The 16,216-nt window shown below is 42.8% G+C and carries 14 protein-coding genes; 5 read left to right on the forward strand and 9 right to left on the reverse strand.

Annotated elements, in window-relative coordinates; genetic code table 11:
• Positions 1–37: 37 nt before the first annotated feature.
• The 6 genes from parC to nudF form a co-directional block, all read right to left on the reverse strand.
• Positions 38–2,308, reverse strand: a complete 2,271-nt coding sequence (parC, locus tag BI198_RS15435; protein ID WP_070050394.1) for a DNA topoisomerase IV subunit A — start codon at positions 2,306–2,308, stop codon at positions 38–40.
• Positions 2,305–3,714, reverse strand: coding sequence for a tetratricopeptide repeat protein (locus BI198_RS15440; RefSeq protein WP_141728895.1), 1,410 nt, complete (start codon positions 3,712–3,714; stop codon positions 2,305–2,307). Before BI198_RS15440 ends, parC begins: the two co-directional genes overlap by 4 nt.
• Positions 3,715–3,742: 28 nt before the next feature.
• Positions 3,743–5,635: a DNA topoisomerase IV subunit B gene (parE, locus tag BI198_RS15445; protein ID WP_070050981.1), complete on the reverse strand. Its 1,893-nt coding sequence runs from the start codon at positions 5,633–5,635 to the stop codon at positions 3,743–3,745.
• A gap of 115 nt (positions 5,636–5,750) precedes the next feature.
• Positions 5,751–6,350 carry a YqiA/YcfP family alpha/beta fold hydrolase gene (locus tag BI198_RS15450; RefSeq protein ID WP_201243536.1) on the reverse strand — a complete coding sequence of 200 codons (600 nt, stop codon included), beginning with the start codon at positions 6,348–6,350 and terminating at the stop codon, positions 5,751–5,753.
• A 40-nt stretch (positions 6,351–6,390) separates the two neighbouring features.
• Positions 6,391–7,194, reverse strand: coding sequence for a metallophosphoesterase family protein (locus BI198_RS15455; protein WP_070050397.1), 804 nt, complete (start codon positions 7,192–7,194; stop codon positions 6,391–6,393).
• 6 nt (positions 7,195–7,200) lie between these two features.
• Positions 7,201–7,833, reverse strand: coding sequence for an ADP-ribose diphosphatase (nudF, locus tag BI198_RS15460; RefSeq protein WP_070050398.1), 633 nt, complete (start codon positions 7,831–7,833; stop codon positions 7,201–7,203).
• A 120-nt stretch (positions 7,834–7,953) separates the two neighbouring features.
• Here nudF and tolC point away from each other — a divergent pair, with 120 nt between their 5' ends.
• The 4 genes from tolC (at position 7,954) to BI198_RS16300 (ending at position 11,077) form a co-directional block, all read left to right on the forward strand.
• A complete protein-coding gene (tolC, locus tag BI198_RS15465) occupies positions 7,954–9,255 on the forward strand; it encodes an outer membrane channel protein TolC (protein ID WP_070050400.1) in 1,302 nt (433 codons plus the stop codon).
• A gap of 113 nt (positions 9,256–9,368) precedes the next feature.
• Positions 9,369–10,295, forward strand: a complete 927-nt coding sequence (gene lpxL / locus BI198_RS15470; protein WP_070050402.1) for an LpxL/LpxP family Kdo(2)-lipid IV(A) lauroyl/palmitoleoyl acyltransferase — start codon at positions 9,369–9,371, stop codon at positions 10,293–10,295.
• A gap of 195 nt (positions 10,296–10,490) precedes the next feature.
• Positions 10,491–10,820 carry a hypothetical protein gene (locus BI198_RS16295; protein WP_235605360.1) on the forward strand — a complete coding sequence of 110 codons (330 nt, stop codon included), beginning with the start codon at positions 10,491–10,493 and terminating at the stop codon, positions 10,818–10,820.
• 23 nt (positions 10,821–10,843) lie between these two features.
• Positions 10,844–11,077, forward strand: coding sequence for a toxin co-regulated pilus biosynthesis Q family protein (locus tag BI198_RS16300; protein WP_235605390.1), 234 nt, complete (start codon positions 10,844–10,846; stop codon positions 11,075–11,077).
• Positions 11,078–11,094: 17 nt separating this feature from the next.
• On the opposite strand, the gene glnE is transcribed toward BI198_RS16300, so the two are convergent.
• Together glnE and BI198_RS15485 are read right to left on the reverse strand one after the other, a co-directional pair.
• Complete coding sequence (gene glnE, locus BI198_RS15480) at positions 11,095–13,875, reverse strand: bifunctional [glutamate--ammonia ligase]-adenylyl-L-tyrosine phosphorylase/[glutamate--ammonia-ligase] adenylyltransferase (RefSeq protein WP_070050404.1); 2,781 nt, start codon at positions 13,873–13,875, stop codon at positions 11,095–11,097.
• A gap of 12 nt (positions 13,876–13,887) precedes the next feature.
• Positions 13,888–14,790: a CYTH domain-containing protein gene (locus BI198_RS15485; RefSeq protein WP_070050406.1), complete on the reverse strand. Its 903-nt coding sequence runs from the start codon at positions 14,788–14,790 to the stop codon at positions 13,888–13,890.
• Between the two features lie 132 nt (positions 14,791–14,922).
• Here BI198_RS15485 and BI198_RS15490 point away from each other — a divergent pair, with 132 nt between their 5' ends.
• On the forward strand, positions 14,923–15,528 hold the full coding sequence (locus BI198_RS15490; protein WP_070050407.1) for a TIGR04211 family SH3 domain-containing protein: 606 nt from the start codon (positions 14,923–14,925) through the stop codon (positions 15,526–15,528).
• Positions 15,529–15,580: 52 nt separating this feature from the next.
• Here BI198_RS15490 and BI198_RS15495 read toward each other — a convergent pair whose 3' ends face one another.
• Complete coding sequence (locus tag BI198_RS15495) at positions 15,581–16,078, reverse strand: winged helix-turn-helix transcriptional regulator (RefSeq protein ID WP_449421110.1); 498 nt, start codon at positions 16,076–16,078, stop codon at positions 15,581–15,583.
• Positions 16,079–16,216 lie beyond the last annotated feature (138 nt).

The raw sequence follows: 16,216 nt of genomic DNA on the forward strand, positions 1-16,216 counted from the left end.
AAAAGGCGCCAAAAAAAGGGCGCCTAGTATAACGAGTTTAATTATCTGTGCTGGTTGGATCACTATTTAGCTGTACAGCATCTATACGCTGTAAGCCTCTTGGTAATTTATTACCGCGACGACCTCGCTCACCATGATAATGTTGTAAATCATCTGGTTTTAACGTCAGTTTACGCTTACCTGCTATCAGTGTCACGCTACCATCAACTGGTACGATGGCTAACTGACAAATATATTCTTCTCTACTGGCAGCACGTGCACTTGGGATCGACATGATTTTATTACCCTTACCTTTACTAAGCTTAGGTAATTCTGCCACGGGGAACACTAGCATTCGGCCTTCGTTAGAGATAGCTAACACTAAGTCGGTTGCTGGTTGTTTTACCACTACCGGTGCCAGCACTTTCGAGCCTTTAGGCAAACTAAGCACGGCTTTACCGGCTTTGTTGCGGCTAAGTAAATCAGCAAACTCAGCAATAAATCCATAACCAGCATCGGATGCTAATAACATGGCTTGTTTATCTTCACCCATTAACAAGTGTTCAAAGCTTTCGCCAGCAACAATACCAAAACGACCACTTAGCGGTTCACCCTGACCTCGCGCAGAGGGTAAGTCATGGGCTTCGGTGGCAAAACTGCGGCCTGATGAATCTAAAAATACCGCTTGCTGGTTTGAGCGACCACTGACCATGGCTTTAAAAGCATCTCCGGCACGATAGCTTAGGGCATTGCCATCGACATCATGACCTTTAGCACAGCGTACCCAACCTTTTTCTGACAACACGACGGTTATAGGCTCGCTGGGCAGTAATTCTCTTTCGCTTAAGGCTTTGGCTTCGCCCCGCAATACAATGGGGCTGCGGCGATCATCACCATATTTTTCAGCATCGGCTATTAATTCATCACGGATCAATTTGGTCAGCTTTTTCTCTGAAGCCAAAATGGCCTCTAATTTATCTCGTTCTTTGCTTAGCTCATTGAGCTCAGCACGGATTTTGATTTCTTCTAACTTAGCTAGCTGGCGTAGCTTTAATTCTAAAATTGCTTCGGCTTGGCGATCGGTAATGCTAAACGCAGCCATTAACTCTGGTTTAGGTTTATCATAACTGCGCACTATCCGAATAACTTCATCAATATTTAAAAAAGCAATTAATAAGCCTTCTAATACGTGTAATCTATCCAGTACTTTATCTAAGCGATGCTGTAAGCGGCGGCGCACGGTATCACGACGGAACACTAACCATTCGCTAAGAATTTCTACTAAGTTTTTTACCCGTGGTCGCTGATCTAGCCCTAAAATATTTAGGTTAACTCGATAACTTTTTTCTAAATCGGTTGTGGCAAATAAGTGTTGCATCAATTGCTCGGTATCAACCCGATTTGAGCGTGGCACAACCACTATACGAGTAGGACTTTCGTGATCTGACTCATCACGTAAATCGGTCACCATCGGCAGTTTCTTTGCCTGCATTTGCGCGGCAATTTGCTCTAATATTTTTGAGCCCGATGTTTGATGCGGCAACGCCGTAATCACAATATCACCATCTTCTAACTGATACAGTGCTCGCATTTTCACACTGCCGCGGCCAGTTTCATAAATGGCAGCTAGTTCGTGACTTGGGCTAATAATTTCGGCATCAGTTGGGTAATCAGGGCCTTTAACAAACTGCATTAAGTCAGTAACAGTACTTTTTGGTTTATCTAATAACAAAGCACAGGCGTTGGCGACTTCACGGGCATTATGTGGCGGGATATCCGTGGCCATACCAACCGCAATACCAGTAATACCATTGAGTAGAATATGTGGTAACCGAGCCGGTAACACTCTAGGCTCATCCATAGTGCCATCAAAGTTAGGCAACCAATCTGTAGTGCCCGCACCCAATTCTGATAATAATACTTCGGCAAAGCGGGACAGTTTAGATTCGGTATAACGCATAGCGGCGAATGATTTTGGATCATCCGGTGCACCCCAGTTACCTTGGCCATCAACTAACGGATAGCGATATGAAAAAGGCTGAGCCATTAATACCATAGCTTCATAACAGGCAGAGTCACCGTGAGGGTGAAACTTACCTAACACGTCACCTACAGTACGGGCTGATTTTTTATATTTAGCTAAATGGGATAAGCCTAATTCTGACATCGCATAAATTATGCGTCTTTGCACTGGCTTTAAACCGTCGCCAATATGCGGTAAAGCACGATCCATAATAACGTACATTGAATAGTTCAAATAGGCGTCTTCTGTAAAACGTCTTAACGCCAGTTGTTCAACGCCATCGTGAGAAATTACCGTTTCTGTCATGCTTGTTCCTGTTTACTGTTCTTGTTATTGCTAGCTAACAATTTTTTGCGCCGAAAAAGCTGCCATATTAGCAAGATCGATAATATTAACGTGCTGCTACCTAACACTATTTGCCATAACATTTGCAACTTATGGCTACTTTCAACTTCTTGCAGCCGTAACGCTTTTAGTTCGTTATCTTGTAATAATAATAAATTTTGTTGTTGCTGTTGTTCTTGAGCAAACACTAAACGCATCCGTTCTAGCGCCAGCTCATTATCCTCATTTCGCTGCTGTTTAAATTGCTGCATAAACTGTTCTAATTGCTGATAAGCCCGCTCAAACTCACCCGACTCTGCTAACAATTGGCTTTTAACATAAGTTAAGCCCATCGCGAGTTCGCTATCGTTTTCCAGCGCCAAACTTTGCTCGGCCAATAATAGCTGCTGCATCGCTAAACTGGTTTGTTTTAATCGCTGTAAAATAAGCGCTTTTTCATAATGATGAGTGGCTATATGCACTTTGGCTTGTAACTGCGGTAAGTATGCTTCGGCTTTATTAATATAGGAAATTGCCGCATCACCTGCGCCACTGGCACTGCTGGTAATCGCTAATCCTAAATAGGTGTGATACAAGTTCATTACATCAGTCGAAGCAGATTCAGCTTGCAATATTTCATTATATAGCTGCAGTGACAGCTGATATTGTTGTAAAAAACCATAAGTGCGGGCTAGATTAAACTTTACCGTAACGATATTTTTTTGCCAACCTAGCTCTTGATAAAGTTGCAAGGCTGTTTTTAATAAAACGATACCTTCTTCTTCAAATGATATGCTGACATACAATAAGCCTAATTCAGCATTAACTTCAGCTATTAAGGCTTTATTTTGTAAAATTTGCGCCCGATGATAGGTATCTTGTAATAATGCCAAGGCTTGTTTATGTTTATTGAAGCTTAAATAAATCGCAGCTTGGTTAATATGACCGCGTAAAATTTGCACCTCATCATCTAATAAGGTCGCCAGCGCGATGCCGGTTTCATAGCGCTGCATAGCTTGCTCGGTATCGGCCTGCATTTCCAATGCAAAACCCAGCGCATAGAGTAATTTAACTCTTAACAAAGATTGCTGCTCTGCTAATAAGGTTAAGCCTTGCTCGGCCGCTTGCTGCTGTTCAATATGCCGGCCTAATACTTCAAATAATATGGCTTGCTCATAATACCAACGTGCTTGAAGTTGGCTTGATAAACCAACCCGTTCCTCTTGATGCTGTTGCAATAGTGCCAGCATAGCATCAGGTTGTTGGTACTTTTCTGTTGTCACTTTTTTTAGCCACGCCGGTAATTCAGCACTTTCGCTATTAGCAACCGCAGAAAAGCCCGTTATCAACGTCAGGAAAACCAGTATGAATACAAGATATTTTTGCAAAGCCTCAGCCCTTTTCTGCATGTGACCGTTAAGCAACAACCGCTTTATCACCTTTTTGCTCTAACCAAGCACGCCTATCGGAGGCGCGCTTTTTCGCTAATAACATATCCATTAACTCGAAAGTTTGCTCGTAATCATCAATGGTTAATTGCACTAAACGACGAGTATTGGGATCCATCGTGGTTTCGCGCAGTTGCAGCGGGTTCATTTCACCTAGACCTTTAAAACGCTGCACGTTAACTTTACCGCGTTTTTTCTCGGCTTCAATTCGATCCAGCACACCATCTTTTTCGGCTTCATCTAGCGCATAATAAACATCTTTACCAATATCAATGCGATACAGTGGCGGCATGGCCACATATACATGTCCTGCTGCGACTAAAGTCCGGAAGTGACGCATAAACAACGCACATAATAAGGTGGCAATGTGTAAGCCATCTGAGTCGGCATCGGCTAAAATACATACTTTACCGTAGCGCAATGCCGATAAATCTTCACTATCGGGGTCGATACCAATAGCGACTGAAATATCATGTACTTCTTGTGAAGCTAAAATTTGTCCAGAATCGACTTCCCAAGTATTAAGAATTTTACCGCGCAGCGGCATAACAGCTTGAAATTCGCGATCTCGCGCTTGTTTAGCACTACCACCGGCTGAGTCTCCTTCGACTAAAAACAATTCTGTTTGCTTTAAATCTTGGGCTGAACAGTCGGCTAATTTACCCGGCAATGCAGGGCCTGAGGTCACTTTTTTCCTGACCACTTTTTTTGCAGCTTTTAATCGTTTCTGCGCATTGTTGATACAAAACTCAGCTAATTGCTCAGCAATAACAGTATGTTCGTTTAGCCATAAACTAAAGGCATCTTTTACTACCCCGCTAACAAACGCCACTGATTGGCGTGACGATAAGCGCTCTTTAATTTGGCCAGCAAATTGTGGATCTTGCATTTTGGTCGATAAAATATAACCACAACGATCCCAAATATCATCTGCTGAGAGTTTAATGCCGCGAGGTAATAAGTTTCTAAACTCACAAAATTCACGTAAGGCTTCTAACAAACCTTGGCGTAAACCATTAACGTGGGTACCGCCTTGTGGAGTTGGAATTAAGTTAACATAGCTTTCAGTAATTAACTCGCCACCTTCTGGCAACCACAACAGAGCCCATTCTACCGCTTCGTTACTGGCAGCAAATTTGCCCACAAAAGGGGTTTCGGGCAAGCAAACATAGCCTTGTACCGCTTCGGCTAAATAATCTTCAATACCGGCTTGATAGCACCATTCATATTGTTGTTTATTAATTTGATCATCAAAGCTAACGGTTAAACCCGGACATAAAACCGCTTTTGCTTTTAATACATGCAGTAAACGGCTAACAGAAAATTTGGCTGAGTCAAAATAAGTGGGCGTAGGCCAAAACCGGACTCGGGTACCGGTGTTACGTTTACCCACGGTACCCGTAATGGCTAACTCGCTAACTTTATTGCCCTGCTCAAAAGCCATTTCATAAATGCTGCCATCTCGACGTATTGATACATCGACCCGACTAGATAAAGCGTTAACAACTGAAATACCTACACCATGCAAACCGCCCGAAAACTGATAGTTTTTATTCGAGAACTTACCACCGGCATGTAAGCGGCAAAATATTAACTCTACCCCGCTTACGCCCTCTTCAGGGTGAATATCGACCGGCATACCACGGCCATTATCAATTACCTCTAAGGATTGATCGCTGTGTAATATGACTTGCACTTTATCGGCATGGCCCGCTAAGGCTTCATCCACACTGTTGTCGATGACTTCTTGGGCTAAATGGTTCGGTCTTGTGGTGTCGGTATACATTCCAGGACGGCGTTGTACCGGCTCTAAACCTGTTAAAACTTCAATTGAATCGGCATTATATATTTGTGTCGTCATATTCTCAGTCATTAGCAGAAAACCTCTGCGCATTCATCCGCGATATTATTACGCAATATCTGTACGCAATATCAGTACGCCATATAAACAAAATATGGCGTAGACTACCAAAACGCTAGTTAAGTTGGCAAAATTCAGTAATAGTGCTTAATTGTTGCTGATAATCAGTATAACTATGATTACCGCCTTCACGGACATTAATCAATGCGCCTTGATAATAATCCAGCGCTAAACGGTAATCTAACACTTCATCACCGGTTTGCAATAATACCAAATAGTTATGTGGCTGCTGTAATGTCGTTGGCATAAGCTGTTTAAGGCTGGTCATGTGCTCAGGCGTTACCTGATAAGCCTGCTCTAACACTGGATGATAATAATCACCCAAATGTTGTGATAATACCGTATGCGGCGCAACCGCTGGATTAATCAAACATGCACGGCAACCATACTCTTCGGCAATACAGGTGGCTAAAAAGCCGCCTAGCGAACTACCAATTAATGCTAGTTGTTGCCCATTCCCCCCTGTAGTGGTAATACCCGATTGCTCAAGATGCTGTTTAATGGTGGCCAGAGCAGCGTCAGGTTCGTATGGCACATCTAAAGCTGTAAAATGTATATGTGGGTAATGAGTTGCAAAATAGGCTTGGGTTTGTTGTGCTTTTTCTGATTGTGATGAACTAGCAAAGCCATGCAAATATACCACTATTTTAGTCATTCATGCTCCTATGTAAGTGTCCCTAACTAATTATTACTAACTAATTGTTTCTATCTAAGGATCGAAATTGCCATTGTACAGTTTGATCGGCATTAAATATCCAGTCACACCACTGTGGACCTTGATCGATAGTTTGCCACTCTGGCGTGGCTAAAAACTGCACCGAGCTGGCCGGACAACCTACTATATTTACCTTAGCAAAACGCGCACTGTAAGCATAATGGCTATGGCCATGTGCAATGCCCTGGATCCGGCTATCAGCCAAAATATGCTGCCACAGAATGTCGGCATCCAATTGACCATGGATATCAATTGAGCAGCCTAATGGTCGTGGGTGATGATGACAAAACAACCACACTGCTTTGGCCGCGCTATTTTCAGCGCTATGCTGAATAAATTGTTTAGTACTAAGCTGTAACTGCTGTTGTAGCCAATGTTGTTGCTCAAGTCCAAACACTCCACTAGGGGTTGGGCCTTTAGTATTAAGCAACAGCAGCTGCCAACTGGCTAAGCGTAAACTTGTTGCCGCTTGAAACGGCGCAATATGACTTAACATCTCAAGCTGCTGTAAATCATCATGATTGCCGGGCAAACAAAACACTGGACAGGTTAACGGCGCAAAAATGTCGGCTAATAATTGATAGGAAGCAGCACTGGCATTTTGCACCAAATCACCGCTTAAAATCACGCCATCTGGCTGCTCTTGGCACAGCTGTTCCACTATCGCTTGTAAATATTTCGCCGGTTGGATCTGTTGATAAAATTCGTCTGCCGTTGGCATTAAGTGACAATCAGTAATTTGTGCTAGCCGATACTGTGACTGCGGTGGAAAAACATAATCCATCAATGACTAATCCCAAGCTTGTTGTACTTTAGCTAAATTTAGTGCCAGCCATTGTAGCGCAATTACCGTTGCCGCATTGTCGATTTTTTGTTCGGCTAATAACTGTAATGCTTTTGCCCGCGACATAACATGCACCTTAATATCTTCATGTTCTTGGGCTAAACCAAAAATACCGCTTTCGACTGGGCTAGTTAATTTACCCATATACAGCTGAATTCGTTCGGTTGTGCCACCTGGGCTAGATAAGTAATTTAACATCGGTAATAGTTCAGTTATAACAATACCGGCCTCTTCTTCTGCTTCGCGAATAGCAACTTGTTCTGCCGTTTCATTAGTGTCTATCATACCTGCTATAATTTCCAGTAGCCAAGGGCTGGCACTTGAGCTAGCCGCACCCACCCGAATTTGCTCAATTAATACCACTTCATCGGTGATCGGGTTGTAGGGTAATACGGCTGCAGCATGACCACGTTCGAAAATTTCGCGCTGCATTGGCTCGCTCCAGCCACCCGCAAATAAACGATGGCGCAAAGTGTACTGCTCAATGCGAAAGAAACCTTGAAAAACCGTGCTTTTATCGAGTATTTCCAGATCTTTGCTGCTAAATGACGGATACTGTACAGCATTGTAATTTGACATAACGATACTCACATTCTGTTACACTCTTAAGCGTAACTTTACGGTTTAATGATTACTTAGTTTACCGTATAAGAGTATCATTTGCGCAGTATCCATTTATCTGGCCAGGAATTGGTAAATATGAATAAAACCTTATTAAGTACTTTATTAGCCTCTACGTTAGGCTTACTTAGTTGGCAGACTTTTGCTGCTGATGACCTACAAGACATTTATCAGTTAGCCACTCAAAAAGATCCTATTGTTTTGCGCTCTGCCGCCTCCCGTGACCGCGCTGCGGCAAGCATTGACGTGTCTCGCGCGGCTTTATTGCCAAATGTGACGGGTAGCGCAGGCTATGGTCGTCGTGATGTTGATGGTTTTGGTTTTGATGGCCCTAATACGTTATCTGCAGGCGTTACGTTAAACCAAAGTTTATTTAACTGGGCAGATTGGGGTCGATTAGATCGTGCTGAAAAAGTCGCACTACAATTCCAAACGGCTTATGACAGTGAAGTGCAAAACTTAATTGTCCGGGCTACCAGTGCTTACTTTCAAGTATTAGGCGCTGCAGATGATTTAGGCTTTGCCGAAGCAGAAAAACGTTCAATTGAACGCCAATTAGAACAAACCAAACAACGCTTTGCCGTTGGTTTAACTGCCATTACCGATGTCCATGAAGCCCAAGCGCAATTTGATAGCGCAGTGGCACGGGAAATTATTGCCCAATACGAATTAGAAAATGCCCGAGAATTTCTACGTGAAATAACAGGACAGTATCACCAAGAATTAGCCGAACTTAACACTGATAAATTTGCACCAGGTCGGCCAAGCCCTGAAAAAGTGCAAGATTGGGTAGGCTTAGCTCAAGATAATAATTTAGTGTTAAAAAGCCAACGGGTGTTATTAGATATTGCTAATCAAGATATTGATTTAGCCAAAGCCGGTCATTATCCAACCTTAAATTTACAAGCTACCCTAGGTGTAGCTAAAGCTTCAGGTTTTGATCGGGCAGACGATAGCTCGCTAGGCATCAACTTAGCAGTGCCAATTTATAGCGGTGGTGGTGTTGAAGCCGGTGTTGCAGTAGCTCAATCTAATTATGTTGAAGTAAGCCAAACCTTAGAATTAAATCATCGCGCAGTGATGCGTCAAGTGCGCAGCTCGTTCAATGGTGTCAATGCCCAGATTTCATCGATACGCGCCTTAGAGCAAGCCGTTGTTTCAGCTGAAAGTGCATTAAACGCGACTGAAGCCGGTTTTGAAGTAGGTACTCGTACTATTGTTGACGTGTTATTAAGCACGCGTAATTTGTTCGAGGCAAAACGTAACTTAGCCAGTGCGCGCTACACTTACATTTTATCGATGATGCAGTTAAAGCAAGCTGCTGGTAATTTGTCAGAGCAAGATTTATTAGCCGTTAACCAAGCGCTAACCAATCAATAATCAGCTATAAAAGTGAGCTTCAGGGCATTATCTCTGAAGCTCATACCAGTTTAGCCTGTTGTCCTGCCGTTTTTTCGATACAATACCGCTTTATTTATTACTGAGGTCATGCTGTGATTAACGCCCCTCAATTTAGCTGGCGCTTCTTATTACCCAAATATTGGCTACTGTGGTTAGGCGCGGGTCTATTATGGTTAATTAGCTGGCTGCCCTATTCAGTCCTTATGTGGTTGGGTGCAGGTTTTGGCCGGTTATTATTGACACTGCTGAAATCCCGAAGCAAAGTTGCCTTACGCAATATTGAGTTGTGTTTCCCTGATATGCCCGCTGCCGAACAGCAGCAGTTGGTCCAGCAGAACTTTGTTGAAACCGGCCGAGCTTTATTTGATACCGTTATTGGTTGGTGGTGGCCCAATTGGCGCATCCGAAAATTAGCCCATTTTTATGGTTATGAACATATTCAAGCTGCTATCGCCCAAGGCAAAGGCGTACTGTTATTAGCGCCACATGTATTACATTTAGAAGCAGCCTGTCGTGCCTTTGGTTTAACCCATCCAAGTGTTGGTTTTTATCGGCCGAACAATAATCCGCTATTAGATTATCTGCAATATCACGGTCGCAGTCGCGCCAATAAATATATGATTGGTAAGCGTGATGTTAAAGGCCTTATTGCCGCCTTAAACCAAGGCGAAGTATGCTTTTATTTACCTGATCAAGATTACGGCCGTAATCGAGCTGAATTTGTACCGTTTTTTGCTGTAAAAGAAACCGCGACCACAACCGGCACCCTACTGTTTGCTAATGCCGCTAATTGCGTGGTACTACCGGTTATTCCTAGTCGCTTAGCTAATAATAAAGGTTATGAAATTCGCATTTTACCGGCATTACAGCCATTTCCTTCTGGTGACAATAAAGCAGATGTTACAGTTGTAAATCAATGGGTTGAAAAAGTGGTGCAACAAAATCCAGAGCAATATATGTGGTTACATCGCCGTTTTAAAACTCGACCTAACCCTGATGATGCTTCATTATATAAATAACAGCTTAACGTAAAAAGCAGTTAAATTTATCGCCGTTTTCATAGCAGCGACAGTAGTGCTAGTCGTTATCGTTGTGATAATAGAATGAGTTGTGATAATAGAGTGCGTTGTAATAATAACGTTAGTCGCAATAGTAGCAATAGTAGCGAATACAGGTGTGACAATACTTACAGTCGCACGATAAGGGAGTAACACATGTGGTTTTGGATCCGAAACATCATACTATTGTTAATACTCGGTAGTGTGGGTTATGTGTTACTAGCACGCCCTGATATCCTGGTGTTGTCTAACAGAACCAATAAAGCAGCTGAAGGCCTAAGTAATTTTTATAGCAGTATTCGCAGTTCTATTAGCGATAGCGCCGGTAAGATTTCGGATTTTAGGCTAGTCCTACCCGACACTAGTGAAGATTTAACCGATAAATTACAACAACGTACAGCAATAGTCACACCGCTTGAAGTCATATGGCGCGGCCAAGTGTCTGACCGCCGTTTTCGTGAAGGCGAAACCTTAAAAACCGCTTAACAGACTATGCACAGCAGCAAGGCATACAACTTTACTGGACTTTACCGCGTGATTACATCGTAAAACATTATTTTCAAACTGATACCAGCTTAATAGGTACTGTTTATGAAATAAGCCAAGCCATTGCCCCCGACTTTGCTTCGCCCGTACTAGCTTACTTTTGTCCCCAACAAAGAGCTGCCATTATTACTGATAAAGCAAACAGTTATATTCAGCAGCACTGTATACCGGCGCAAAGAGACCCCGTAACGCTATAATTCATCATCTATAACGGCTAATCACTAAATAGCTGTTGCCAAATAACAGCAACTTGCTGCTGGGCTTGCTCTGCTGCCTCTGCCAACGGTAGTGTGGCCGGCATTAATGTTTGCCGATGCCCCACTCCACGTAACAATTGATACGCTTGCTGCAGCGCCTCAACTTGATCGTTAGGTAATAAACCTACAGCAGCAACGGCATCTAAAATACGGATATTGTCGCTATAGCGATATAATTCTGGATAACGAGCTGCATAGGCTAAAACTAAATATTGGCTAATAAATTCTAAATCGATAATGCCACCGATACTGTGCTTTAAATCAAGTATTTCAGCGCCGTGATGTTGGCGTAATTTCTGCCGCATTTGCTGCACATCGGTACTTAATTCAGCAATATCTCTTGGTAGGGTTAAAATTTCCTGACGAATTTGGCTAAACTTTTCAGTTAAATTACCACTAGAATAAACCACGCGTGCCCGAACTAAAGCTTGATGCTCCCAGGTCCAAGCTTCACGCAATAAGTATTCGCCATAAGTATCAATATGAATAGCTAATAACCCTGAGTTACCGGATGGCCGCAACCGGGTGTCGATATCATAGAGCACGCCGCTATTAGTCCGAGTGGTGCATAAATGCAGTACCCGTTGGATTAATTTTAAATAAAATTGGCGTGAATCTATTTGCCGCTCACCACTAGTGGCCGTTTGACTAGAACATTGATGAACAAACACTAAATCTAAATCAGAGCCATAACCCAGTTCTATGCCACCAAGTTTACCGTAAGCAATGACCGCTAAACCTTTTTCCAGCGCATTAAAGCCTTCTGGCTCGCCATAACGGGCAGCCATTTGCTGCCACGCCATATCTACTACTTGTTCCAGCATCACTTCGGCTAACCAAGTTAAGTGATCACTAACTTGCATTAACGGCAATACACCGCGTATATCGGCAGCGGCGATACGCAGTTGCTGCGTCTGTTTATATTGACGCAAAGTTTCCATTAATAACTCAAGATCATCCGTAGGCACTCGGAGTAATTGCTGGCGCAAACGATCGGCATAATCTTGTTTTGTCGACACTTGATATAATTGAGCCGGATCAATTAACTCATCTAGCAACATCGGGAAGCGCGATAAATGCCGAGCTAGCCAACCACTTTCTGTGCACAGCGTGACTAACTGTTGCAAGGCCGCCAAGTTTTCATACAGTAATTCTAAATAAGCGGTACGAGTAACAATTTGTTTAAATACCACTAATACTTGCTCTAATACTACCGGTGCAGATTGTTGCTGTTGCAACATAAATAATAAATGCGGCATTAGCTTGGCTAAAAACTGCCGACCGCGAACGCCTAAACTACGCTTTTGGCAATCATGTTTAAATTGCTGCAATAACACTATTGTTTGCTTGGCTTCATCCGGCTCAAGCCAGTCTATTAATTCAGCTAGTTCATCAACGTTTTGATCGCTATCCCACAATAAACGGCCAAGCGTAATATCCTGCTCTTCCACGTCTTCTTCGATATCGATGACTTGGCGAAATTGTTGGTGCACGCGTTGCATCGCTTGCTCAATATCAGCCGTTAGCGTAGGCCAGTCAGTTATAGACAACGAGGTTAGCAATTGCTGTTGGCTTGCAGCATCTTGCGGCAAGGTTTGGGTTTGTTGGTCATTAATACCTTGCAGCGCTTGTTCTACTTTGCGCAACAATAAATAATCAGCCTTTAATTCTGCAGCATCTTGCTCTGTAAGAATGTCTTCGCTGACTAAATAACCTAATGCCTGCAATAACGAGGTTTGCTGCAGTGCTGGGATCCGGCCCCCCCGAATTAATTGTAAAGTTTGCACCACAAATTCAACTTCGCGGATACCGCCGACACCCAACTTAATATTATCTTTTCGATTTAAACGTCGGTTTTCTTGTTCAATTTGTTGCTTCATTCGGCGCAAAGATTCAATAGCTGAAAAATCAATATAGCGCCGATAAATAAACGGTCGTAACAATTTCTGCAGTTCTGGGGTGTAGCGCGTGTCAGCATTAATCACCCGCGCCTTGAGCATAGCGTAACGCTCCCATTCTCGGCCTTGCTCTTGATAATAATCTTCCATGGCGGCAAAACTCAGAACTAAGGGACCGCTATCGCCAAACGGGCGTAAACGCATATCTACCCGGTAGACAAAGCCATCGGCGGTAACTTGATGCAAAGCCGCTATTAGCTTTTGGCCTAGTTTGGTAAAAAATTGTTGGTTTTCGATACTGCGCCGGCCACCTATAGTGTCGCCGTGATGCGGATAAGTAAAAATAAGATCAATATCAGATGAGAAATTAAGCTCTTTACCGCCTAACTTGCCCATACCCAGTATCAACAGCGGTAATTTATTACCCTTGCTATCTTGCGGTGTGCCCCACTGCAATTCTAATTGCTGATACGCCCAATGATAAGCGCTGTTAATTAAATTATCTGCTAAGCTAGAAACTTGCACTAAGCTATCGCTAATACTTTGTAATTGTAAAATGTCGGCAGCTAAAATAGCACTTAACATAGCATTACGTTGTTGGCGTAACTGCTTAAATACCCCGGCATCATCGGTTGCGGTTAACTGTATCGATTTAACGCCATGCTCAATAAACTGGGTTAAGCTATCTGGCTGGGTTAACACCGCTAAAAGCTCGGCTTGGTGCTGCAGTGTTTGCTCGATAAAGCTGCTAGCGGCAATGAGCTTGTTAAAGCGCGCTAAAGCTTGAGTTGTTAAATCTACCGGCTCAACCTTTGCGCTATCCGTCGTACTATCAGCCATAGTTAGCTCCGTTTAGGTCGTTGCAAACAGATATTCACTGACCGCAAGTAGCAGTAAATTATATTGCTCACTTGCCAACACTTGCCCATCGTCTTTCACCATTTCTGCTAGCGCCATAGCCACATCATGCCATTGCTGTAGCGCTTCAATATGATGTACTGCGCCGGCTAGAGCCGTTAATGCTTGGCTACAAAATTGCAATGCTGGCGTTGATTGCTGCTGTAAAAAGCAGGTTTCAGCTTGTTGTAACGCGGTAACTTGCTGCAATAAGTTTTTACCAATATCAGCCGGTAAATTAAGTTGTTGGCCGTTAAATAATTGATAACCCCGAGCAGCTTTGCTTAACCAACCCGTTCGCAATGGTAAATGTCTAATTAAGTGCCTTGCTAATACAAATAAATGCTTAGCATCACCCGATATTAGCTCTAGTTCAAGTTCAGATATTGGCTGAGTTTTATCAGCCACAATGACCTGACCTAAATCGTACACCAGCTCAATTTCAGTACCGTCTTCTAATTGCAGCAACCAACGTTTACGGTTGAAATCGGTGCGAAATAATTCAATTAAATTCTGTTGTAGTTGGCTTAAATCAGTCTGTTCTGGCCAAATCTTTGCTGGAAAAGCGGCTAGTTGCGGGATAACACCATCACAAGACACATTATATTCTGGGCGCATTTGCAGCGCACCATGATGCTTTCCGGCTAATTTAATGGTTTGTTCAAACTGGCGGTTTTTCTCACGGCTGCGTAAACCAAAGTCATGCTGGCGAAACCAGTTGTCAGACGTATCAAAATAAGCATTAAGTAACTTGTTTTCATCTGTTTGTACTATTTTGGCTATTTGGCTCGCTAAAGCAGGTAATTGCTCAGCAGCATCAGACGAGATTAAAAATTTCAGTTCCAGTTCAGTTGTCATGCTTTACTCTATAAATAACTAACGGAAAATCACAGCAGACTTGAAGATTAGGCCTTGTCAAATACAGTACAACTGCCTATCATCGAAACCATCGGTCGCAAAACTGCCTTCGTAAATTAGCTCAGGATACCTATGTTCACATTAAATAAAAGCATCTTGCTGGTATTATTTTTACTGCCATTTTCTGTATTTTCACAGCAAACAACTAACAACCAAGCGAGTAAAGCGGCTTTTATTAGTGATGCATTATTTGTCTATTTACATTCAGGTCCCAGTAACAAATATCGAATTGTTGGCACCATAAACGCTGGAGAAAGTGTAACCTATATTTCGCAGGATGCTGAAACAGGTTATGCCCAAATTAAGTATGAAGATGATAAAACCGCATGGTTACCAAAAGAATATGTCAACTTCACCCCAGGCTTAGCTAGCCAATTAGAACAACTTAAAACCGACTATGCTGATCATGATGGAATTGTTTCTACATTACAGCAGCAGCGGAATGATTTAAGTAGTGAGCTAAATACAGCAATTTCAGAGCGCAATGCCGCGCTAGAACAATTAGAGCAAACCCAACAAACCTATAGCCTGTTAAAGCAACGCTTAGATGCTACCCAAACTTCAGTTTGGCAAAAGCCTATGGTACTGGGTTCATTAATTTTAGTGGTAGGCTTAATTTTCGGCTTAGTATTACCCATTATTGTACCTAAGCGTCGCAGTAAAGATCGCTGGATGTAATACTGCTACTAGCAGAACTAAGCTAACCAGCATCTAAGCTAAGCAGAATCTGCTAACTAGAACCCGCTACACTTTCTGCGGCGGGCTTTAGTGGCACACCTTGATCTTGTTTTACGGCTTCTATTACTACATAGGTATGAGTTTGAGCCACGCCGGGTAAATCAACGATGATGGCCAGCATGCTACGATACGCATCCATATTGGCTAATCTTAGTTTCAACAAATAATCAAAACCACCCGCCACCATATGGCATTCGGCAACTTGAGGTATTTTAACCACAGCGTCACGAAATTGATTAAACACATCACTGGTGGTTCTATCTAGTGTGACTTGAATAAACACGGCAGTGCCACAGCCCAGTTTGGCGGCATTTAAACGCGCACCATAACCATCAATGTAGCCTTCTTTTTCTAGCCGTTTTACCCGATCAATGCAGGGGCTAGCGCTTAAGTTTACTTTTTTGGCCAGCTCAACATTAGAAATTCTACCGTCGCGCTGTAAGGTTTCAAGTATGTTAAGATCAATCCGATCGAGTGCTTTAGTTTTCATTGCTATTGTCATTACCATCTAATATCTGGTTTTATAGTCGTTATACAGAATTATATAGCGTTTAACAGCAAAAATAACCACCCTATGCTGCGGACTTTTCAATAGAATGCCGCAATCTTACCCTATGTCAGGAAGCTT

It is taken from the genome of Rheinheimera salexigens (genome assembly GCF_001752395.1).
Lineage (GTDB): Bacteria > Pseudomonadota > Gammaproteobacteria > Enterobacterales > Alteromonadaceae > Alishewanella > Alishewanella salexigens.

Bases quoted from the DNA above. Each gene is read 5' to 3' on its own strand.
- parC (WP_070050394.1), bottom strand. From the start codon at position 2,308: ATGACAGAAACGGTAATTTCTCACGATGGCGTTGAACAACTGGCGTTA.
- parE (WP_070050981.1), bottom strand. From the start codon at position 5,635: ATGACGACACAAATATATAATGCCGATTCAATTGAAGTTTTAACAGGT.
- BI198_RS15450 (WP_201243536.1), bottom strand. From the start codon at position 6,350: ATGACTAAAATAGTGGTATATTTGCATGGCTTTGCTAGTTCATCACAA.
- BI198_RS15455 (WP_070050397.1), bottom strand. From the start codon at position 7,194: ATGGATTATGTTTTTCCACCGCAGTCACAGTATCGGCTAGCACAAATT.
- nudF (WP_070050398.1), bottom strand. From the start codon at position 7,833: ATGTCAAATTACAATGCTGTACAGTATCCGTCATTTAGCAGCAAAGAT.
- tolC (WP_070050400.1), top strand. From the start codon at position 7,954: ATGAATAAAACCTTATTAAGTACTTTATTAGCCTCTACGTTAGGCTTA.
- BI198_RS16295 (WP_235605360.1), top strand. From the start codon at position 10,491: ATGTGGTTTTGGATCCGAAACATCATACTATTGTTAATACTCGGTAGT.
- glnE (WP_070050404.1), bottom strand. From the start codon at position 13,875: ATGGCTGATAGTACGACGGATAGCGCAAAGGTTGAGCCGGTAGATTTA.
- BI198_RS15485 (WP_070050406.1), bottom strand. From the start codon at position 14,790: ATGACAACTGAACTGGAACTGAAATTTTTAATCTCGTCTGATGCTGCT.
- BI198_RS15490 (WP_070050407.1), top strand. From the start codon at position 14,923: ATGTTCACATTAAATAAAAGCATCTTGCTGGTATTATTTTTACTGCCA.
- BI198_RS15495 (WP_449421110.1), bottom strand. From the start codon at position 16,078: ATGAAAACTAAAGCACTCGATCGGATTGATCTTAACATACTTGAAACC.